The following is a 22,614-nucleotide window of genomic DNA, read 5'->3' as shown; positions in this document are numbered from 1 at the left end:
TTAGATATTGACCACATTAATAAAGTTTTCAGGGCTAACACGATTTGCGGCGCCGGTTGGACAAGCTCGAACACACGCAGCTCCACCATCAATATCCTTACACATGTCACATTTAACGGCTTTTTTGATGTTATCGCCCTCCTTCACCTTGTTTTCACCCGGTTGTTCTCCGGCATTAAAGAACATCCAATTCCAAAAACTGCTGTTTTTTTCCTTTGGATACTCCATTTGAATAACGCCATAAGGGCAATTTCTTTCACAATTACCACAACCGATACAGCTGTCATCGATAAATACCTCACCGCCTAAGCCACCTCGATGAATAGCATCTGGCGGGCAGTCCTTCATGCAACTAGGGTCTTCGCAATGTCGACAAGATGTTGGCACGTGCACATGCGCAAAGGTTGGTCCTGCTTTTCGATTTAGCCGTGAAGTACCGCCATGTGTAGCAGCACAGGCAGTTTCACAGTTATCACAACCAACACAGGTGTCTTCATTGATAAGTAAGACATCGGTTGCTTCGCCTAAGCCTTGTTGCATTAAAAAGGATAATATATCACCGGTTTCACTTTCTGACTCAAGCTTGGTATTTTCTAAATGACGTTTTTGTACCTCAAGTTCCATGGTTGCACGTAATGTTGGAGATTTGGCTAATAAATCATTAAATGAATCACTGTCGATCGATATGGTTTCTGTTTTAACCGTCGCGGTAATCGTTGCAGATCTGACGGTATTACCCAATATGCCCATTTCTCCAACGACATTATTCGCCGCGACATAAGTCATTGGAATATCTTTGCCTGCCACTTTTTTAGACACGGTAACCGAGCCGCTTCTTATCACATGTAAGCAGTTAGCTTCATCACCTTCAGCAAATAATACTTCGTTTGCACTGTATTGATTTAGTTTTGCCTTGCTAACAATAGGTTGAAGTTCTTCAATAGTCACTTTCGGTGCAAATTTAGCTTGAATGGTTCGCGTAATGAAAGTTTCATCTAAAACTCTTTTGACCGCATCAACCGATGTGATCAATTTAATCATCGTACGACGAGGCGTTTCAATAACGATACAAGATTCACCAGACAACACAGTTGCTGAACGTCTCCGACCTGAAATCAAACTCATTTCACCAAAAAAGTTACCTTGAGTACTTTTGATCACCCGATCACCAATAACGATATTTACCTCACCTTGTAAAATAGTGTAAAAGCTATTGGTATAATCATTTTTTTTAAAAATTTCTATATTAGGTTCAAATACATGGACTTGACTATCTAGCATTAATTCTCTAAAAGTTAAGGCAGATAAAGGCGTAAAGACCGGTATTTCTGTTTGCATCAAACTGAGAATTTCATCAACACCTAAGTCAAAAGGTAAATGCTCAAGTTTATTTTCTAATAATGGATGATCCGCAGGGTTTATATTATTACCAAGAATGTATTCAACAACCTCATAACCTTGATTCATCGCCTGTTTTATTAAAGGGTAACCGCCGAGGGCACCAATAACATATATGCCGGGAACATTAGATTCATATTTAGCGGATAAAACCGGAATCGAATTTGGGTCGCTATTTGGAAACTCAATACCAAATGACTCAACTAGCGCTCTTGGGGGAATAGCACCTAGGCGGGCAATGATTCTATCAACGGGTATTTTGATTTCACCTGATGCCGTTTTTAAAACAAATATGCCTGGTTTTTCTTGCTCTGGCGTTAACTCAATGCTATGAGGATTGGTATTGTAACAACATTCGACATCCCCTTTGTCGATAGCGGCGGTAATTAGATTTAAATTCCCCTCTTTCGCTCTGGCAAATTCATCACGTCGGTTAACAATAAACACTTTATTGTTGCTTGCCAAAACGACCGCATTTTCTATCGCGGCATCGCCAGCGCCAACAATGACAATAGTTTCATTTTTATGATCATCAGGATTATCAAGGGTATATTGAACAAAGTCAGCGTCATCGCCAGTAACACCTAATTTTCTGGGGTTACCCTGCACACCAATACCTAGGATAATAAACTCAGCTTGTATTACACTGGAGTCTGCCAAGGTGATTTTATAATCACCTTTTTCACCATCAATATTTACTACTGCGGCATTATATTTAATATTAACTTTATTTTGTAAAAGACCTTGTTGCCATTCATCAAGAATTGCTTCTCTTTTTCCAGCTTCAAAGGCGATAGGGCTACGCAAAGGTAAAATGCTAGGCTCAGCCATAACATGTTTACCTTTTTGATATTTTTGAATAGTATTGGCAATTTTGGGACTAGCTTCTAACAACACGTGCGATATATTAAGCTCAGCAGCATGAGTCGCCGCACTTATTCCGCCAGGTCCAGCACCAATTACGACAATCTTATATTGTTCTGTCAAAATCCCAACCCTTGAATAATATTTTGTAATATTCTGGCTTCTAGTAACTAAAGCTATCTAATGATTACAAAATCTTTACAAACATTTACAAACTTTAACAACTTTAACAAGCTTATTCCATAAATTCAGTGTTTAAGGACACAGATTTATTTAACGCTAGTAATTTTTAAGAGTCATTAAGGCTGTACAAATAAATCTATGCATAGTTTTATCTAAAGATAATTGTTTTTATGAGTAATTCTGTAATATATTTTACTGAGTTTTCAGCTGATTTATGTGAATAATTCTTACGCTTTATCGCTATTTCACCAGACGACACAACAAGAAAACTCAGTTATAATCTTTTCTTCACTCCTGCTTATTTAAGATAGCTATGACAAATGATATTCCGCTTATTGATGTTTCAATCCAACCCATCGAACTATGCAAATTATTAAAAATTGCCAATATGGTAGGCGGTGGTGGAGAAGCGAAAATAGTGATCTGTGAAGGTTATGTATTGTTGAATAACGAGGTTGAATTTCAAAAACGCAAAAAAGTTTATCATAACGATATAGTCGAATTTAACGGTGAAATCATTCAAGTTAATTATAAAGAACCCTCAAATATAGAGCTTAGCGAAATCACAAAAACTAAAGCAAAAGTAGTACAGAATAAATCACAGAAAGCTAAACCAGCTAAACCAGCTAAACCAGCTAAAAAGAACAAATCTAGCAGCCATGTTAAACAACCAACGCCACAAACAATTGATATTAATCGATCAAAACGTAAGCCCATTTCCTTCTAAGGTTTAGTTATATATTCCACCTCTGTTTTATAAACATACTTTTTTAAACTTTACCAATAAGCACAATAACCTCAGTAAACCCAGACTAGTTGAAACTCAAAGCTAAATTTCTAACTTTTAGCCCTGATTTAACGGTAATTTTTATCAAATGAGCAATTTAAACCTTTTGTGGCTGAAACTGCCCTGCTAGAATAAGTGCCATATTTTATGCTCGTTTACTAATGGAATTTTTTCTCAATGCGTACAAGCCAATATTTACTTTCAACCCTGAAAGAAACCCCTGCTAGCGCTGAAGTTATCAGTCATCAATTAATGTTACGTGCCGGTTTAGTGCGTAATGTCGCATCAGGTTTATATACTTGGTTACCGACAGGTTTAAAAGTACTACGTAAAGTTGAAAATATTGTCCGTGAAGAAATGGAACGAGCGGGTGCATTAGAAGTTTTAATGCCGATGGTTCAACCAGCCGATTTATGGGAAGAGTCAGGTCGTTGGGAAGATTATGGTCCTGAATTGTTACGTTTAAAGGATCGTCATGACCGTGCCTTTGTTTTAGGCCCAACGCATGAAGAAGTAATCACTAAACTGGTTGCTAATGAAATTAACAGCTACAAACAGCTACCATTAAATCTTTTTCAAATTCAAACTAAATTCCGTGATGAAATTCGCCCTCGTTTCGGTGTAATGCGTGGCCGTGAATTTTTAATGAAAGATGCTTACTCTTTCCATCTAGGCGAAGAGTGTTTAAAGAAAACATACCAAGCTATGTTTGACGCTTACTGTCGTATATTCGACCGTTTAGGCTTAGATTACCGCCCTGTTATTGCTGATACTGGCTCTATTGGTGGTGAAGCTTCACATGAATTTCATGTGTTAGCTGATTCTGGTGAAGACGATATTGCTTTTAGTGATGGTTCTGACTTTGCGGCTAACGTTGAAAAAGCCGAAGCGCTAGCACCAACAGGTGAACGCCCTGCTGCAACACAAGCCTTAAGTGAAGTTGCCACACCAAAAGTACGCACAATAGAAGATTTAGCGAAATTTTTATCTGTTGATGCAGCAAGCACGGTTAAAACATTATTGGTGTTAGGCCAAGCAACAAAAGAAAACGAAGCGCCAATTGTAGCGTTAGTATTGCGCGGTGATCACCAGTTAAACGAAGTTAAAGCTGAAAACTTAGCACAAATTGCCTCACCGTTAACTTTTGCGACTGACGAGCAAATTTTAGCTGCCGTTGGTTGTAACGCTGGCTCAATTGGCCCGGTTGGTTTAAATATTGACGTAATAGTTGACCGCAGTGCGGCTCACTTAGCTGATTTTGTTTGTGGTGCTAACAAAAATGACCTGCATTTAACTGGCGTTAACTGGGATCGTGATGCTCAAAACTACAGCGTTGCAGATTTACGTAATGTGGTAGCAGGCGACCCTAGCCCTTGTGGTCAAGGTAGCATTGAAATTAAACGCGGTATTGAAGTGGGTCATATTTTCCAATTAGGTGAAAAATATGCGCAAACGATGAACTGTGGTGTGTTAACAGAAGCCGGTAAAAACCAAATCTTAACTATGGGTTGTTACGGTATCGGTGTTTCTCGTATTGTTGCCGCGGCGATTGAACAAAATCACGATAAATACGGTATTAAATGGCCTGCAGCAATAGCACCTTATCAAGTCGCCGTTGTGCCAATGAACATGGCAAAGTCTGCACGTGTTAAAGAAACCGCAGAAGCGTTATATGAACAATTACAAACCGCTGGTATCGAAGTTATTTTTGATGATCGCAAAGAACGCCCTGGCGTTATGTTTGCTGATCATGAGTTAATGGGTACGCCATTATTACTTATTATCGGTGAACGTAACTTGGACAATCAGGAAATTGAAGTAAAGAACCGTATTACGGGTGAAAAGTCTATGCTTGCGATCAATGATGTTATGTCTCTATTTGCCTAATAAAGTCATAAAGCCATTTTACATAACAGAGTAATCTTTGAATATAGAACTGGTTTAAAAATAGAAAACGGCTTTGCATAACCTGCAAAGCCTTTTTTTATATTCAATGAAATATCAGTAAGTATTTTAGCAATCGCACTTGTCCCAATAAATAACTCGGTCAAACAATTGTGCAAGATTTAACGATAATGCTTTAAATGTTGTGATCGCTTTAACGTCAGATTGAAAGCACTGCCATATAAACTGATGGCAGTTGTTGTCAAATAAATGATAGTCGATCACTTGATAAAGCTGGGCTATTGCCTTCTGGGCTGCTAACTCACTTGCTAACGGCGTACCTAAGGAGTCACAAGCGATAAAAATGCTTTTACCAGAACGAGTATGAGTAAAACGTTGTGCAGATACGGCTTTTACTAAACCATTACCATCCACTTCAATAATAGTGTTGTCTCCGATCCAAATACCGCTATGCTCCAATACTCCGCCAATGCCACAACAAACAATGGCGCCAACGATGGGTTCTATCTGCTGCTCAGTAGAAAACATATCGGTTGGATAAGTAGCAATTGGCGACTCATATTGCTCAAGATCAGCCAGCGTTTTAGCACGATAGCTTTTAACTCGGCTACTTTGTTGATATTTTCTATCATCAGCTAACCCTTTAACCGCTAATGCCGAAACAGCAGCGGCTCCTAACCATAATAAAGGCAATGGCATTTCTAATTTTCCTCGTCAGCTCTGATAGCTATTTAAGTACAATATTTCAGTACCAGTAGTCAAAGAATAAGTAAATATACTGTTCAAAATTCAATCATAATAACAAGATGATGCAATTATTAACATTTTGCTATAAAAAAAATGCAAGTAGCTGTTTCAAAGTTAGACAATATTAGCAACAATGGACTTAAGCACATTAATTACATATTAAGTGCAAAATTCGCGCACACAATGACTATAGGTTTATCTTTAGCTTACTTTTCATTTTCTGTTTTTTATTAACGAAAGCAACAACGTTAATTAATTTTTATCATTTATAAGACTGTCATTATGAAAATTATCCAAAAATCTTCAAAATTAAAAAATGTCTGCTACGAAATTCGTGGACAAGTAGCCGCCGAGGCTAAACGTTTGGAAGATGAAGGTTACAAGGTGTTGAAGCTTAATATTGGCAACCCTGCACCCTTTGGTTTTGAAGCGCCTGATGATATTCTAAAAGATGTTATTCATAATCTACCAACGGCTCAAGGCTACTGTGAGTCAAAAGGCATTTACCCTGCAAGAGTAGCGGTAATGCAGTATTTTCAACAACAAGGCATATTAGATGTCAGTGTTGACGATATATACATAGGCAATGGAGTTAGCGAACTCATTGTTATGGCTATGCAAGGCTTGTTAAATAATGGTGATGAAGTATTAATTCCAGCACCTGATTACCCATTATGGACCGCCTCGGTTGCCTTGTCTGGCGGTGAACCTGTGCACTATCATTGTGATGAAGAAAACCAATGGTTTCCAGACCTAAAGGATATGGAAAGCAAAATAACGCCTAAAACCAAAGCCATTGTTTTGATCAATCCTAATAATCCTACTGGCGCAGTTTATAGTGAAGAGGTGCTACAAGATATTATTGAACTTGCGCGTAAACATAACTTGATCATATTCAGTGATGAAATATACGACAAAATTCTTTATGACCAAGCACAACACATTCCAACCGCAAGATTAGCCAATGATGTATTAATCATCACCATGGGTGGATTGTCTAAAAATTATCGTATTGCAGGCTTTCGTGCTGGCTGGATGGTAATCACCGGTCCCAAAATTCATGCGGAAGATTATTTAGAAGGCTTAGATATTCTCGCTTCAATGCGCTTGTGTGCCAATGTACCTTGCCAACACGCTATTCAAACGGCACTGGGTGGCTATCAAAGTATTAATGAGTTAATTCAGGGCGATGGGCGTTTATTAAAACAGCGTAATCTTGCTCATGAAATGATCAATAACATTGACGGTCTTTCTTGTAACCCTGCTATGGGGGCTTTATACCTTTTTGTTAAAGTAGATCAGGAAAAATTTAATATTCATGATGATGAAAAAATGATTCTAGATTTACTCAAACAAGAAAAAATATTGTTAGTTCACGGCCGAGCTTTTAACATTAAGCAAAAAAATTATTTCCGCTTAGTGTTTCTGCCACATGTAGATGAATTAAAACCAGCACTAGAAAAACTAGCAAACTTTTTCAGTACTTATCGCCAATAAACAAAAATATAAATAAATTACTACTTAATAAGGTTTTATAATGCAAAGTACTTTTCTCGCATGGATGTTCAGAATGCCCCTCATTAAACGTTGGGCATTGATGTTTTGTGTTAAACCAGAAAATGTTGCAGAGCATTCTCACCAAGTGGCCATTGTTGCTCATTTACTGGCTGTTATTAAAAATGAAAAATTTGACGGCAACATTAATGCCGATAAAGTAGCAACAGTCGCGCTTTATCATGAGGCAAGTGAAACCCGCTTTGGCGATATTGTTAGCCCAACTAAATATGCAAATCCTGAAATTGCTCGTGAATTTAAAAAAATAGAATATATTGCTGAAAAACAATGCCTTGAATCTTTGCCTGAAGAGTTTCAAGCATTGTTTTCAGACATAATCGTGCAAGATAATGTTGACGACCAATACAAAAAAATAGTGAAAGCGGCCGATATTCTAGTGGCTTATATTAAAGCGCTTGATGAATTAAACCATCAAAACCACGAATTTGATCATGTAAAAGAACGCTTAGAATTGAAACTAGCTACTCTGAAACTACAAATGCCAGAAGTGGAATATTTTATGTCGGTGTTTCTAAAGTCATGTTCCGCAACGGTAGATAAACTCACCGAAGTACAAATTAAAAAATAGTTGTATATAGCAACAATAATGACTAGAAATAACAATTAAAAATTGCATGACCAATTTAGGAAAACGTCATAACATTATGATTAAAAAACATTTAGGTTTTTTATTTAACCTTATTGCAATTACACTATTTATTCCCGGTGTATTATTACCTATGTTTTCACTCAATATGGCGATGACAGCTAATGTTAGTGGCGCACAAATAACCAATACCTTAATTGATAAAAACCTATCATTATTGCAAACAATACAAGAGCTTTGGCAAGATGAACGACTGTTGGTTGCGCTACTAATTTTTGCCTTTTCAATCTGTATCCCGGTATTAAAATTTGTATTACTTAGCTTTGCTTACGCCAAAAAAAATTCAAGTTCAGAAGCTGTTATCTATAGCTTTATAAGCAAAATTGGTAAATGGTCAATGGCCGACGTTTTTGTTGTTGCGATTTTTCTTGCTGTGCTATCAACTAATCACGCTGAAACAGCAACAGCAGAACAATTAGGGCTATTTGGCTTTAAGTTAGACTTAATTATTAGTAGTGAAACTCTATCAGCATTGGGGCCAGGTTTTTTTTACTTTACCGGTTATTGTCTGTTATCACTGTTAGGTACCGCTATTAGCAGCAGTAGTATTAACACAGAAAATAAAATGGTATCAAAACCCGATTAGGTTAACGCTGCGATATATTGTAGGTGTATGTTCTCAATCGGGTATTACAAAATAGTGATGAGAAAACTGAGATGTTTATCGCTACATGTTGCGGTATTAAGGCAAACAAGCGCTATATCGATTGGTATGAGGTATTGAGAGCTTAATCTCCCAATTAAGAAGCTAAGCTGCTACATAAGCTGAGTTTCTATTGATAGCTTTTTACAATGTAAAACTCGTCTGCGCGTTTCTCTGTTAAGTAAGCATGATTGTACTCACTAAATATGCAAATCGGACGACGATGTAATGAGCAATATACGTTTCCATCTGCTTTTAGTTCATCACCACTAATATCTGCCCCTTGATGCGGGCACTTTGCCGATACCGTTCGATATTCTTTTTCGCCATTCGCTAACGTCTGAGAATATATCACTACAGGTTTTTCTGTACTTGCATAAGGCAGCTTTGCCATTGCAGTCAATACATCTGCCCGCTCAGTTGGCTTAATATTAATAATTTTAATCTCATGTTCCGCCCGACCACCTGCAGGGTAGTAACTACTTAATGTTAACAAAAATTTTCCTTTTAATTTAGTGAATAACCTATTTTGCCACGGTGGCTAGGTAATACAAAAGGAAAGTTTATAAATTATTGATTGAATTAACATTGATTTTTACGAGGTTATAATCTCACTTAACGAATATCAACCTAAAGTAGTCTATTTTATAAATAGTTAACTATGGGTAAATACTGAAAAACATATCGTTTTTACTGGACTAATATTGCACTAGAACTCAGTATTTATCAGTACTAAAATGAATTTTAAAAAGAGGCTAAGGTTATTTTTTAGATATTTTTATGTCATATAAAAATTGAGCATTAGTTAATACAAAGCCTTCAGTATTGAGCCATGTAATAGCGTCATTGACATTGTGAAATACACAACGTTCATATCCCTCATCCGTGTGCGGTATCATTTTCTCTAGTTGCATACTCTTTAAAATATTCGAACTATAAACATGGCAGTCTTTAACACAGCCATGTTGTTTAAACCATTCACAAAGTTCAGTTACATGATGCTCTATTTCAGGTATCCCTAACTCCCATTGTTCAAAAACAGAAATAATGGCCCACTCGTCATCAATTAAGGGTGCTGCCGCTGCTTTAAACTCGGTTATATATTTAACAACAGCTTCTTCATTCCATGAATCAGCAAACCATTGCATCAGTACTTGATCTCTAACTTCTATTTTCCAACGGCCATGAATGGGTAACATAAAAAGTCCTTAAAAAGTAAAAGGTCTTATAAATATATATCATAATATGGCACTAAGCTAACTGTGTTTCATAAGACTATAACAATCAATCATAAGTCATGTCATAAAATCAAAAGGGTACTATAATACTTAGCAGGTCAATTAGTTAACTGGGTAATTTAGTCTCTTTGAAAAAACACTTTATAAGCAATAGCATTACTACATTGATTTTTTTAGTGCTAACCATGGCTAATAACTTATCATATGCTCATGATAAAAAGCTTAGCTTCAGCGTACCACCTTTTCCGCCATTCAATAGCTTTGCTGAACACCAAAAATGTACCGGTGTAGGTGTTATTGCGATACAAGAAGTAACTAAAAATCTAAAAATAAAACTTGAATTAGCTAATTATCCTTACGCTAGAATTTTGCTCTCTTTAAAAACAGGTGAACTTGATTTAGCACTCATCTTCAAAAATAGCACTATTGCTAATGACGTTGAATATATCGGTCCTCTCTCGTTATCAAAAGTTATTGTTCTTACTCAAAATAACACTAAGATTAAAGATTATGATGAGTTATATAAACTTGAAAGTATTGCCGTCATTAGAAATGCACAATTTAATGAAAAATTTGATCAAGACAACGCACTCAATAAAGTCAGCGTCGCTAGTTATGAGCAAGCTATAGGGATGTTAAAACTCAAGTATGTAGATGGTGTTATTGGCTCAAGAGTGGGTCTTGAGTATGCCTTACGCCAACAAAATATGGATGAAAGCATAATAACTAATGCTTACAGTCTAGGAACTAAAGAATGGGGACTTCATTTAGCTAAAAAATCTTCTTTTATAGCTCTACTACCATTACTCACTACCGCCGTTAAAAACACTTATCAAAAAGATTTGATTTATCGTCTTTATCAACAACAGATCAAACATTGCTTACCTTCTACATAATCAATTTTTGTTAACCATCCTTTGCTGGACTATTCGTCTTTATCCAACCTTCATTTATTTAATGACTTAATTTTGACTATTATATTAGAAAAAACAATTGAATAAAAAAGGCCGCTAGCGGCCTTTGATGAGTCAAATTACCAAGCTAATTTTTTGCCAACGTATCAGCAATATATTGATCAATAAAGCGCGCTAAAATATCTAAAGGTACAGCACCATTTTTTAATACCACATCATGAAAGTCGCGCAAATCAAATTTATCGCCCAACGCTACTTGAGCTTTTTCTCTTAGGGCTAAAATTTTCATCATACCCACTTTATATGACGTTGCTTGTCCTGGCATAACAATATATCGTTCGATTTCCGAAACAACATCAGATTGCGCCATACCTGTGTTGGCTTTCATATAGTCGATCGCCTGTTCTCTCGTCCATCTTTTATAATGAATTCCCGTATCAACTACTAATCTTACGGCTCTAAATAACTCAGCTTGCAAGCGACCTATATTATCAAAGGGATCATCTTGAAAGCCCATTTCCCATGCTAAATATTCACTGTAAAGGGCCCAACCTTCAACATAAGCAGTAAAGGGGGAAAACATTCTAAATAAAGGTAAACCTTCTAATTCCATCGCCACTGCAATTTGAAAATGATGCCCAGGAATACCTTCATGATAAGCCAATGTTCTCATTGAGTACTTAGGCGTCGCTTTAATATCATACAAGTTTGCGAAGAATCTACCTGGGCGACTACCGTCAATTGCTGGTTGCTGATAATAAGCGCCTGGCGCCGTTTTTTCCTTGAATTCAGGTATACGTACTACTTCCATACCCGCTTTTGGGCGAATTCTAAAGGCTGAATCTAAACCGGTATCTATTTCATCAAGAATAGCTTGATAGTCTTTCAATATTTGGGCACGACCTGCATCGCTGTCCTGATAATAAAAATTTTCTTGTGCAGCTAAATACTCTATTGCTGCAGTGAAACCTTGTGAAACATCATAATTTTGAACAGCCAAAATAGTCATTATTTCGCTTTGAATGCGATCGACCTCTTTTAAACCAACATCATGAATATACTGTGGCGTATAATCTGTAGTGGTAAAAAACTGCAAAGCACTTGCGTAAGCTTTGTCACCTTGAGGTAAGCGCCAAAAGCCATCGTCATCTGTCGCTTTCGATTGTAAATTTGTAAAATAGTTAATTAACAAATTATAAGCCGGATGAACAAATGTACTGATGTTACTTTTTGCTTTAGCCAATAACTGCGTTTGTTCTTCAGTTGAGATACTCTCACTTTCAGACATTTTCTTCGCGAGTGAGCTATAAAGAATATTTTCTTCAATTGGCTTATTAACAAAGTTAGTCATTTCTTCAAGTACACGTTCAATAACAAATGCAGGAGGAATAATACCTTTCTCTTCTCTAAGTTTTATCCCTTCTAATTCTTGAGTAAATTTAAGTTTAACTTTTTCCAAACGAGATAAATAATTTTCAGCGTCAGCAACACTATTAACCTGATGTTGAGATTCCATAAAGCTTGGGTAACCGTTTTGAATACCAAACAATTGGTTTACCGGGTAACTATGGTAGCGATATGGTTCAGACGCTTTGGCAAAATCTAACAAGTACAGCGCAATTTCTTTTGAAAGTAGATCTGCATCACTCAAACTATCGTCATCATAGTCATTTAAAGTGTTATGTACTGTTTTCAATTTGACAAATAACTCATCCGCTTTAGCAAGACTAGCATCGTCTAAATCAGCGTTATGTCCTGTTATCCCGACAGATTCTAAAAACCCCAAAGAGGTTAGTGTTTCAGGGCTCTGAAAAGCCATTTTCAACACTTCGCGATCAACAAAAGATCGAAACCTCATAGGTTTATCCGCATTCCATTCGTAAGCAGCAAAACTACCGCCGAGCACAACAATGCTTAACAGTAAAATACCTAACCATTTAAAAATTTTTTTAATCATAATTCCCTCGAATTAAACTTTATATTAAGTTATTAAAATCAGAAGCTTATTAGTTATATTTTATCTTCATAACCTGACGTTAACAAACTAGTAACAACAAGTAAAAGAAATTGATAATGAAAGGGGTAAGGTACTTACTGATGGTTTTGCAAATAACGTTTTATCTAGATGGACGGTTAGCAGGCTTTAAGCTTGAATAATTAAGAAAAAAAATACTCTCACAAGTTTAGTAAAGTTAAAATTGTTTATTTTTATGAGGTTAGTGGTGTTTTACTGTCTTAAATCCAATTGAAAAAACCTCAATAACATGAGGTGTTATTTATGATTTTAGCATTTCAATATTACTGATACTTAATCATGCTTGCAAACCTATAGCACAAATATTACGCACTAATGTTAGCTTATCTAATGAATAAAGATGATATTAACTATGCTGGCAACCGTTAGTTTCAATTTGCAAAACACTGATAGTAATAGCAAATTGTTCTTTTAAAACTCGTTCAACCTGAAAACGACAAACTTCATCGTGTTTTTCTAATGTACATTGATGTTTGAGTACAATATGAGCACCAACCACTACTTGACCGTTGTCACTTTTAACAATTAAATTATGCACATTATCTATGTGTTCAAGACTCTGCAAGGCAGCTTCAATTTTCTTCAGTGCAGGTAACCTAACACCATTGAAAAACAGTCCTTTAATACACTTATAAATTAGCTTAGAGCCGGTAAAAAGTACAAATACAGAGATGAGTATACTCGACAAAGAATCGACAACAGTCCAGCCTGTAGCATGAATGATAATACTTGTAACGAAAGTGACTATGGTAGATAACAAGTCGAAGAATGTATGTAAAAACACCGCATAAACATTAACACTATCTTTACGGCCTTTATATAAAACATAAGCTGACGCGCCATGAAATAAGAAACCTAGAGAAGCAACTGCTGACATCACAAAGGTATTTATTTCATGTTCATCATGATGTTCGTGTCCAAATAACCTTTCAGCACCTTGCAGTAGTATCCAACAACTGATCAGTAAATATAAAGTACCATTGATCAAACCACCAGAAAGCTCTAAACGACGATACCCATCACTAAAAGTTTGACCAAACTTTATCGCTAACGTAGAGGCAATTAAGGCAATAAATAGCGAACTATTATGCACAAACAAGTGCCCTGCATCAGCATATACAGCTAATGAATTTGCGTAAAAGGCTCCAAAAAGCTGCAGCAACATAAACACACTGGTAATGGCAAGTGCAATAAGTAAGCGGCGTTGTGATGATTTATGGGTCGTTAGAGTAGTCATGCAAAAGGTTAATATTCTCAGTAAAAAATTAGTTGAAAAAACGGTATATTTTTATCATCGAAAAAAGCGCAGCCATTGTAGTCTTAATTCAACTAATTAAATAGTCATCACAATAACTGCCGATAAACTCAGCTAACTTTTATAAAAGCTAGCAAATGAACTACTGTGCCCAATAAGCTTGGTCTAAACTGTCTTCGCGTTCGGGTAAACCACGAGACAAACGCGGAGAATGCTGAACTAGCACCTCATAACTTGCCCTATTAGCATATTTACTCATTTGCGATAACGACGAATACGTTAAGGCTGGTTGCTGATGTTTACTAGAATTAGCCACGGTATTTTTATGATAAACATTAGCACTTAAATCATGCAATATTGCGGCAAGCGCAGCGTCGCCAGCACCATTGGTATTCTTAATACTTTCAGGCCCACCCATATATGGCGCAGAATGGGTATAAATTCGCATTGGCTTATAGCAATCTTTTAAGAACATAGGGCGAGAATACTCATAACGATTAAACTCGTGAATTTCGCCAGATAATAACGGATATTCACTTTCTCGCTTAAACGCTTCATCCACATAACCGGCCATGTATAAGCCATCTTTACCTGCGGTACATATCACCATATCAACCCAATCAAGGCATTTGTTCGCAGCAAGAAGCGGGTCTTCGATATCGGTAATAGCTAACGCCTCTTCTTCGTTCATGGTCAGTATGTTGACATACTTTTGCACGAAATCACGCCAAAACTCAGGCTCTTCTTCTATCAAGAACTTAGTGCCTAAGGTTAATACAACCGGAACACCCGCAGCATTCGCGCATTTAACCGCTTTAACTGCAGCTTCGGTCATTGTGTCGCCGGGTTGGGTACGCATTAAATAAGAGCTAATCACCAGTGCTGATGCACCAGCGATTAATGACTCATCAATAGAATCTGGATGCAGACGATTAATTAACCCCGCATTAATACCAAAGGTGCGCTCGCCAGTATCGTCAATTAATGTAAAACAACGACCAATGGGGCCATCAACGGGTTGTAAATAGTTAAGATCAACACGTGATGAAGTATTACTAATGAATCGATACGCGTAGTCGCCAACATGAATGTCTTTAGACATAACACCAAGCAGCACTGAACGGTCATCCGCTAATACCGAGTAATTATGCATAGTATTGCCAATAGTGCCACCGGCAAATTCATAGTTAATGAGAGATTCATTTTTCAGGCGCTGATAAAGGCGCTGTGTTACTTCATCTGAGATAACTTGCGACATACCACGATGTAGATTAAATTCATCTAAAAACGCTTGATCAACTTTAGCTTCAATATCGACCAAAACCTGATCTATACCAACAATATAATTTTGCGTGGCATTGGAGCTAGGGTTTACTTGGTTTGTTAACGGGTGTTTATTATCTACAGGGAAATAATGTCTATGTTGACGGCGTCCAGGAAACTTCATGAAGCGATACACGGTTAATAGCAAAAAACGAATTATAGCGTAATGCTATTTGGTTTGACCAGAGCACATCACCTGAAATCACCAAGAAATGAAGATAAGTTTGGCTTAATCACTGTTTGGATATCAGTATTTGTATAAATTAAGTTTTAGAGCGCAAGTAACAACTACAAAGCGTCAATGATTAGCGCTCTACTTAATACGGTTTGGTATTAATGCATTTCAATATTATGGCATTGCATAGCTGTCATAAGACGCTATTTCCCGTTGCATTCTTTTTTGTTCTTTCAGCGCTTCTATTTCTCGCCATTTACGCTTTGCCTGTTGTTTGTTTTTAATCTGCTGATAATCAAAATAATCATCGATATCATTAAGGTCTTTTTCTTGCCATTCTTTAGTTTGCATTACAAATACTCCTATTGTTAATTACCTTTAAATTAATCAATTTATATGACAGTTATTTGAAAGAAAGATGACAATTTGAATAACCAGACCAGATTAGTATGATGAATGTTTTATGTCCTGTTCTATCGCTTGCAAGTCAAGTTACTACAAGGCTAGTAGTGAAGTAACACTTAAAGAATGAAATGAATTGTTATATTTAGAATATAGCTTGTACGTAAATCTATTTCGCATAACCTTAATACCCAAAATTTCAGAATGGGACAAAACTAAAAACACATTATTTAAACTTAAATTCTTTATGCCCTAATTATTCTATTGTAAATATGCTTAAATAAACCATGTGATGTTAAATAATAAAAAATTAAAGCTAATGGAGATAGTAAATGTCAGATAGTAAACAGTACCGTTTGGTTACTCGTAGTGATTTTGATGGCTTAGTTTGCGCCATTTTACTCAAACATATTAATTTGGTTCACGATATTCTCTTTGTTCACCCCAAAGATATGCAGGACGGAATTATTGCCGTTGGGCCAGATGACATTTCGACTAACTTACCTTTTGTTGACGGCGTTCATCTCGCTTTTGATCACCATCACAGTGAAACGCTACGAAATGAAAAGTGTGACAATCATGTAATCGACCCTGATGCGCCTTCAGCGGCGCGTGTTGTTTATGATTACTACGGCGGTGCTGAAACTTTTCCTGCAAGCTGGGCAGATATGATGGCAGCGGTAGATAAAGGTGACTCTGCACAATTTAATATGGAAGAAGTTCTACATGCTAAGCGCTGGGAGTTACTTAATTTCATTATGGACTCGCGTACGGGTTTAGGGCGTTTTAGAGATTTTAGGATATCTAACTATGAGCTAATGATGGATCTAATCGAGTTTGGTAAAGATCACAACATTGATGAATTATTAGCGCTACCTGATGTAAAAGAAAGAACCGATCTTTACTTTGAACACGAAGAAAAATTTAAAGCGCAAATAAAGCGTTGTGCCACCGTTCAAGGTAACCTAGTTGTGCTGGATTTAAGAGAAGAAGACGTTATTTATTCAGGCAACCGTTTTGTTATTTATGCTTTATTTCCACAGTGTAATATATCAATTCATATTATGTGGGGACTTAAAAAACAGAACACAGTTTTTGCGACCGGCAAATCTATTTTTGATCGCAGTTCAAAAACAAATGTAGGCGAATTAATGTTGAAATACAACGGTGGTGGCCATAGTGCGGCAGGAACTTGTCAAGTACCCCATGAGCAAAATGAAGCTTGCCTTGCAGAACTTATTGCCACGATTAATGCTGACGGTTAATCATTTGTAATTACATTTGTCACCTTAAAAATGCTCCTATAAGAAAAGCTGTCTGGCTTTACCTTCTTGGGGCATTTTTTATTATTTGCTTATCCAAAAGCAAAATACACTTTTATTATCTTAATCAGCACTTTTGTTAGCAACACCAATGAATGTAAAAAGCATCGCTGCGTCAATAATAAAGAAGTGTGAATTAAGCACCAAGCCCTACTTACTATCTCTCGCAGCGTTCCACACGACAAAATATAAAAACATTTTAATTTATGATATACATAACCATATAAAAACACTTTTGCACTAAACAAGGAACTTTATGCCAGAGTCTCAATGTTCATCTTGTCAACATATCGTAAAATCAATTGTCCGCCATTGTCCTATGTGTAATGGCGGTATGAATACGGTAGAAAAATCTCAATCAAAAGAGTGCCCTCGCTGTTTAGTTCCGTTAGATGAATACTTGTATCGAAATCATGAACTAGATAAATGCAATCAGTGCGAAGGTATATGGCTACAACCTGATGAGTTTTCAGTGTTAACGTCTGAGTTTGATGTATATCGTGACGATGAAAGTAACCCACTGTATTTAAGACCAGGACTTCCCTCAGCTGAAAACTACCTGCCTTGCGCAAACTGTCAGAAAATGATGTCTCGTCGAAATTTTAAATCAATTTCAGGCGTTTTAATTGACTCATGCCTGCATTGTGGAATTTGGCTCGACAAAGGCGAATTAGCATTTATCAGAAGCTTTATCGCCAGTGGTGGATTAGATAAATCACAAGACCACACGTTAGTACAACATGAGCTACAAATAGCAGCACTCGATGACCGTATTTCAGATGTTGAGTTGATGGAGAAGATGTTAAATAAATATAGCTTGAAAAGAATATTCTTTCGGGGTTTTTAATATAATCGTTCAACTATAAATAACTTAGTGGCGTCGCGCTCTATTGCATAGATACCGGAATTAGAGCAACGCCATTTATCTTAAAGTAAAGACACAGATTTCGCCCTTTCAGCTGGCACTGTGCCCTACTCAGCTACAACATTAAAAATTTAAGCTTCAATTCCCCAACCGTCAGTATGACCTTTAAACTGAGTTACTATTTTTTCAAAACGAGCTTCTAGCACAATAATGGCATCATAAAGCGGGAGTACTGTTATTGAACAATCTAATGCCCACACTTTTGGATTTTCATCAATATGAACATCACAAATAATATCAGGTGATACTTCAGCAAGATGATCTGCCATAGCCTGCGCTTGCTCTTGTGTTTCAAATAAGTGGAAAAAAACAACAGTATGCTTCACGGTTAAATCGACACCTGCTTTTTGCATTTCAAACAGTACTTTACCTGTTTCATTTTTTGGGAAGTTCATATTACTCTTCAAAGCTATAAAATTAATGACGGCATTATAAACGGCAATGTTTTAAATGAATAGAAAACAAAATATATTTAATAGTTGTAGTCGGCATCCCCACGCCAAACCAGTAAACAAACTCCAAACCTGTCAATTTAGAGTGAGTGACCGTCTAATATTGAAAACTTAACGGATTGGAGTTTTAATTTTCTGCATGGCGTCGCGGTGGCGACTACACGCAAGGGGGAAATAGACACAGATCTCCCCCCTTGCATCCCCCACTGTGCCCTGCACAGTAAAACACACCAACTTAATTTAGGTGAGAAGTTTATTCCTGCCGAAAATCGTCCCTTCACACGGCAGTCTACGCCATCGACGTGCATGGACGCACTAATGCCGTGAAGGCATGGATGCCTAGGAACAGCCATGGCTTCGATAAACATCGCACTTATCTAAATTAAGTTTCCATTGCTGTGATGGGATTTAGAGATCGCTGTAACAGCTGTTAAAGCTAAATCACTGAGAATAATTACTAACGCAGAAACAAACACTAAGTCTGCTTCATTAAACGCCGTAATGATGACCAATATTCACGTATTACTGGCATGAATGCCAGTGATAGCGATGTAGTACATGGATGCACGTTCAGCGCTGGTATGTCGAAGAATATTGGACAGCATAGAGGAAACACGTTTAATACAGTAGCGACGGGTGAGTCCATAGAGGGTTCAGCGTTTAACCCTCTTTGGGTGTCGTCGCCACCGCTATAAGTAGTTTGTGAAATTTCTGTTTTACTTTTAGATCTGACAGCTTATGATTATATCAATCAAATAAATAAGGATATACTTTGCCTCAAAGAACAAATGACTTCCAAAAGTTAATTTTAAGAATTCATGAAATTCTTCTCCCTAACGGAGCATCACTAACTGAATCAAAGATGATACTTGATGAAGACTCTGGTTCTGTGAGGGAAGTAGATATTTGTATTGAAACAACAATTATCAATCAGAAATTGATGTTTATGATTGAATGTAGAAATCACTCTCGAAAGCAATCAACGGAATGGATTGAGCAACTAATTACAAAAGCTAAATCACTTAAAGCTAACAAAGTTATTGCCATTTCTCATAAAGGTTTTTATAAACCTGCTATAAAATTAGCTAACAAACATGGAATAGAAACTTTAGATTTAGTTGAGGCTCAAAATAAAGACTGGGATAGATACAAAATCCAACCTGGAATTGCATTAATCAGCCATGAATCATACCAACTGCATGGAATATCAATATATATAGCTGACTCTGCTACCCCATTCAACCAAATTGATAACACCACCCCAGTTTTTTATCAAGGTAAAGAATTAGGAAGTATTATTGAGTTTATTGAATATTATTTCAAAGAACATTTGACTCCTGAGCTAGATGATAAAATGGGGGAAGAGTTCAAAAAGTTGGTAAATAACTTAGATGATGCTAGAAAACTAATTCAAATAGAAGTAACAAAACATCTAGCAGGTTTATCTTTACATACAACTAAAGACATCGTTTTAAATATATCTAAAGTACAATTCTTAATTATTGGAACTCGAGAGGTTACTGATATACAAATGGAGCATAAAGTGTTTGATAATCAGATGATTTCTTTTGGACAACACTTAAATTCAACACACGAACATGACGTGGCTATAATCCAAAAGCCTGATAGCGAAAATTTTATCGGTAATATAAAAATATCAAGAAAATAATTCTTTAGTTACTTAAACAAAAAACCCGCTAGAAGCGGGTTTTTATTAAGAATTACAAGCTGTAAGCAAATCGCTTACCAACCTGTTTTCTCTTTAAGTGCTTTACCGATATCCGCTAAAGAACGAACTGTTTTAACACCAGCCGCTTCTAATGCTGCGAATTTCTCATCAGCTGTACCTTTACCACCAGCGATAATCGCGCCAGCGTGACCCATACGCTTACCTTCTGGTGCAGTAACACCAGCAATGTAAGATACTACAGGTTTAGTAACGTGTGCTTTGATGTATTCAGCAGCTTCTTCTTCAGCCGTTCCACCAATTTCACCAATCATTACGATTGCTTCAGTTTGTGGATCGTTTTGGAACATTTCCAATACGTCGATGAAGTTAGTACCAGGGATAGGGTCACCACCAATACCTACACAAGTAGATTGGCCAAAACCAGCATCTGTAGTTTGTTTAACGGCTTCGTACGTAAGCGTACCAGAACGTGAAACAATACCAACTTTACCTGGTAAATGGATATGACCAGGCATGATACCAATCTTAGTTTCGCCAGGAGTAATAACACCTGGGCAGTTAGGACCGATCATACGAACGCCAGATTGATCAAGCTTAGCTTTAACGTCAACCATATCTAAAGTTGGAATACCTTCAGTAATAGTAACGATAAGCATGATGCCAGCATCAATAGCTTCTAAAATTGCATCTTTACAGAACGGAGCTGGAACGTAGATAACTGTTGCTGTTGCGCCAGTTGCTTGTACTGCTTCACGTACTGTATTAAATACTGGAAGGCCTAAATGCGTTTGACCGCCTTTACCTGGGCTTACGCCACCAACCATTTGTGTTCCGTACTCAAGTGCTTGTTCTGAATGGAATGTACCTTGACCACCAGTGAAACCTTGACAGATTACTTTAGTATCTTTATTAATTAAGACAGACATTATTTGCCCTCCGCAGCTGCTACAACTTTAGTTGCTGCATCAGATAATGACTCAGCAGCAATGATATCTAAGCCAGAGTTTTTAAGAACTTCACGACCTAATTCAGCATTAGTACCTTCTAAACGTACAACAACTGGTACTTTAACGCCTACTTCTTTAACCGCGCCAATAATACCTTCAGCGATCATGTCACAACGAACGATGCCACCAAAGATGTTAACTAAAACAGCTTTAACGTTGTCGTCAGAAAGAATGATTTTGAATGCTTCAGAAACACGTTCTTTAGTCGCCCCGCCGCCAACATCTAGGAAGTTAGCTGGCTTGCCGCCATGTAAGTTAACGATATCCATAGTACCCATTGCTAGGCCTGCACCGTTAACCATACAACCTACGTTACCGTCTAGGGCTACGTAGTTTAGTTCAAATCTTGCTGCATGAGCTTCACGTTCATCTTCTTGAGATGGATCGTGGAAAGCGCGCATTTTAGGTTGACGATATAAAGCATTACCATCGATACCAATTTTGCCATCTAAACAGTGAAGATTACCTTCGTCAGTAATAACTAACGGGTTGATTTCTAATAAGGCGAAATCGCAATCTTCAAACATTTGAGCAAGACCTAAAAAGATCTTAACAAATTGCTTCATTTGCGTTGGGTTTAAACCTAACTTGAAGCCTAATTCACGGGCTTGGTAAGGCTGAGCACCAACAAGTGGATCAATTTCAGCTTTGTGAATTAATTCTGGAGTCTCTTCAGCAACAGTTTCAATTTCAACGCCACCTTCAGTAGATGCCATGAAAACGATTTTTTGTGAAGCACGGTCAACAACAGCGCCAAGGTATAATTCGTTTGCAATATCAGTACAGCTTTCTACTAAAATTTTTGAAACTGGTTGTCCGTGCTCATCTGTTTGATAAGTAACTAGGTTTTTACCTAACCAGTTTTGGGCGAAATCTTTGATTTCTTGTTTAGTTTTAACTAGCTTAACACCGCCAGCTTTACCGCGACCACCAGCGTGTACTTGAGTTTTAACAACCCACATATTGCCGCCAATTTTATCAGCAGCTTCTGCAGCTTCTTGAGCGGTATCGCAAGCGAAACCTTCAGAAACTGGTAAACCATATTTAGCGAACAATTGTTTCGCTTGATACTCATGCAAATTCATGGTGTATTTCCATTTATCTGTAGATGAAAATGATAATAATAAC

The 22,614-nt window shown here is 37.0% G+C and carries 20 protein-coding genes; 9 read left to right on the top strand and 11 right to left on the bottom strand.

From position 1 onward, the window contains the following. Positions 1-2,385, bottom strand: a complete 2,385-nt coding sequence (locus H4J38_RS12005) for a cyclic nucleotide-binding domain-containing protein (protein ID WP_182132026.1) — start codon at positions 2,383-2,385, stop codon at positions 1-3. Positions 2,386-2,758: 373 nt separating this feature from the next. On the opposite strand from H4J38_RS12005, the gene H4J38_RS12000 reads away from it, so the two are divergent. Continuing rightward, a complete protein-coding gene (locus H4J38_RS12000; protein WP_182132025.1) occupies positions 2,759-3,172 on the top strand; it encodes an RNA-binding S4 domain-containing protein in 414 nt (137 codons plus the stop codon). 237 nt (positions 3,173-3,409) lie between these two features. After that, positions 3,410-5,119 (top strand): proline--tRNA ligase, encoded by a 1,710-nt coding sequence (locus tag H4J38_RS11995; RefSeq protein ID WP_182132024.1) that lies wholly within the window; start codon positions 3,410-3,412, stop codon positions 5,117-5,119. 126 nt (positions 5,120-5,245) lie between these two features. Here the strand turns inward: H4J38_RS11995 and H4J38_RS11990 are convergent, their stop codons facing one another. After that, positions 5,246-5,836 (bottom strand): hypothetical protein, encoded by a 591-nt coding sequence (locus H4J38_RS11990; RefSeq protein ID WP_182132023.1) that lies wholly within the window; start codon positions 5,834-5,836, stop codon positions 5,246-5,248. 330 nt (positions 5,837-6,166) lie between these two features. On the opposite strand from H4J38_RS11990, the gene H4J38_RS11985 reads away from it, so the two are divergent. From H4J38_RS11985 to H4J38_RS11975, 3 genes are all read left to right on the top strand, one after another. Next, positions 6,167-7,381, top strand: a complete 1,215-nt coding sequence (locus tag H4J38_RS11985; protein WP_182132022.1) for a pyridoxal phosphate-dependent aminotransferase — start codon at positions 6,167-6,169, stop codon at positions 7,379-7,381. 40 nt (positions 7,382-7,421) lie between these two features. Further along, positions 7,422-8,027 carry a 5'-deoxynucleotidase gene (yfbR, locus tag H4J38_RS11980; RefSeq protein ID WP_182132021.1) on the top strand — a complete coding sequence of 202 codons (606 nt, stop codon included), beginning with the start codon at positions 7,422-7,424 and terminating at the stop codon, positions 8,025-8,027. Positions 8,028-8,103: 76 nt separating this feature from the next. Continuing rightward, the gene (locus H4J38_RS11975; RefSeq protein ID WP_220465528.1) at positions 8,104-8,691 is read left to right on the top strand and encodes a paraquat-inducible protein A; all 588 of its coding nucleotides are present in this window, start codon (positions 8,104-8,106) and stop codon (positions 8,689-8,691) included. Positions 8,692-8,878: 187 nt separating this feature from the next. Here the strand turns inward: H4J38_RS11975 and H4J38_RS11970 are convergent, their stop codons facing one another. Together H4J38_RS11970 and H4J38_RS11965 are read right to left on the bottom strand one after the other, a co-directional pair. Then, the gene (locus H4J38_RS11970) at positions 8,879-9,244 is read right to left on the bottom strand and encodes a Rieske 2Fe-2S domain-containing protein (RefSeq protein WP_182132020.1); all 366 of its coding nucleotides are present in this window, start codon (positions 9,242-9,244) and stop codon (positions 8,879-8,881) included. A gap of 265 nt (positions 9,245-9,509) precedes the next feature. Then, a complete protein-coding gene (locus tag H4J38_RS11965; protein ID WP_182132019.1) occupies positions 9,510-9,947 on the bottom strand; it encodes a hypothetical protein in 438 nt (145 codons plus the stop codon). A gap of 224 nt (positions 9,948-10,171) precedes the next feature. Here H4J38_RS11965 and H4J38_RS11960 point away from each other — a divergent pair, with 224 nt between their 5' ends. Next, entirely contained in the window at positions 10,172-10,882 is a 711-nt protein-coding gene (locus H4J38_RS11960; RefSeq protein ID WP_182132018.1) for an ABC transporter substrate-binding protein, read from the top strand. A gap of 145 nt (positions 10,883-11,027) precedes the next feature. Here H4J38_RS11960 and H4J38_RS11955 read toward each other — a convergent pair whose 3' ends face one another. The 4 genes from H4J38_RS11955 to H4J38_RS11940 all read right to left on the bottom strand — a co-directional run bounded on the left by H4J38_RS11955 (position 11,028) and on the right by H4J38_RS11940 (position 16,039). Continuing rightward, the gene (locus H4J38_RS11955) at positions 11,028-12,857 is read right to left on the bottom strand and encodes a DUF885 family protein (RefSeq protein ID WP_182132017.1); all 1,830 of its coding nucleotides are present in this window, start codon (positions 12,855-12,857) and stop codon (positions 11,028-11,030) included. A gap of 424 nt (positions 12,858-13,281) precedes the next feature. Further along, on the bottom strand, positions 13,282-14,172 hold the full coding sequence (locus H4J38_RS11950; protein WP_182132016.1) for a cation diffusion facilitator family transporter: 891 nt from the start codon (positions 14,170-14,172) through the stop codon (positions 13,282-13,284). 160 nt (positions 14,173-14,332) lie between these two features. Beyond that, a complete protein-coding gene (locus tag H4J38_RS11945) occupies positions 14,333-15,637 on the bottom strand; it encodes an inosine/guanosine kinase (RefSeq protein ID WP_182132015.1) in 1,305 nt (434 codons plus the stop codon). A 225-nt stretch (positions 15,638-15,862) separates the two neighbouring features. After that, positions 15,863-16,039 (bottom strand): DUF3545 family protein, encoded by a 177-nt coding sequence (locus H4J38_RS11940; RefSeq protein ID WP_182132014.1) that lies wholly within the window; start codon positions 16,037-16,039, stop codon positions 15,863-15,865. Between the two features lie 383 nt (positions 16,040-16,422). Between H4J38_RS11940 and H4J38_RS11935 the strand changes: the two genes are divergently transcribed. Further along, on the top strand, positions 16,423-17,355 hold the full coding sequence (locus H4J38_RS11935; RefSeq protein ID WP_182132013.1) for an exopolyphosphatase: 933 nt from the start codon (positions 16,423-16,425) through the stop codon (positions 17,353-17,355). A gap of 313 nt (positions 17,356-17,668) precedes the next feature. Next, positions 17,669-18,259 (top strand): zf-TFIIB domain-containing protein, encoded by a 591-nt coding sequence (locus H4J38_RS11930; protein ID WP_182132012.1) that lies wholly within the window; start codon positions 17,669-17,671, stop codon positions 18,257-18,259. A 149-nt stretch (positions 18,260-18,408) separates the two neighbouring features. On the opposite strand, the gene H4J38_RS11925 is transcribed toward H4J38_RS11930, so the two are convergent. Further along, the gene (locus H4J38_RS11925) at positions 18,409-18,732 is read right to left on the bottom strand and encodes a ribonuclease E inhibitor RraB (RefSeq protein WP_182132011.1); all 324 of its coding nucleotides are present in this window, start codon (positions 18,730-18,732) and stop codon (positions 18,409-18,411) included. A gap of 829 nt (positions 18,733-19,561) precedes the next feature. Between H4J38_RS11925 and H4J38_RS11920 the strand changes: the two genes are divergently transcribed. After that, positions 19,562-20,458: a restriction endonuclease gene (locus H4J38_RS11920; protein ID WP_182132010.1), complete on the top strand. Its 897-nt coding sequence runs from the start codon at positions 19,562-19,564 to the stop codon at positions 20,456-20,458. A 74-nt stretch (positions 20,459-20,532) separates the two neighbouring features. Here H4J38_RS11920 and sucD read toward each other — a convergent pair whose 3' ends face one another. Together sucD and sucC are read right to left on the bottom strand one after the other, a co-directional pair. After that, entirely contained in the window at positions 20,533-21,405 is an 873-nt protein-coding gene (sucD, locus tag H4J38_RS11915; protein WP_182132009.1) for a succinate--CoA ligase subunit alpha, read from the bottom strand. Then, entirely contained in the window at positions 21,405-22,571 is a 1,167-nt protein-coding gene (gene sucC, locus H4J38_RS11910; RefSeq protein ID WP_182132008.1) for an ADP-forming succinate--CoA ligase subunit beta, read from the bottom strand. The genes sucD and sucC overlap by 1 nt, the downstream gene beginning before the upstream one ends. Between the last annotated feature and the right edge of the window lie 43 nt (positions 22,572-22,614).

The sequence above is a fragment of the Colwellia sp. BRX10-3 genome (genome assembly GCF_014077505.1).
Taxonomy (GTDB): Bacteria; Pseudomonadota; Gammaproteobacteria; order Enterobacterales; family Alteromonadaceae; genus Cognaticolwellia.
This window is presented reverse-complemented; position numbering and strand designations above follow the sequence as displayed.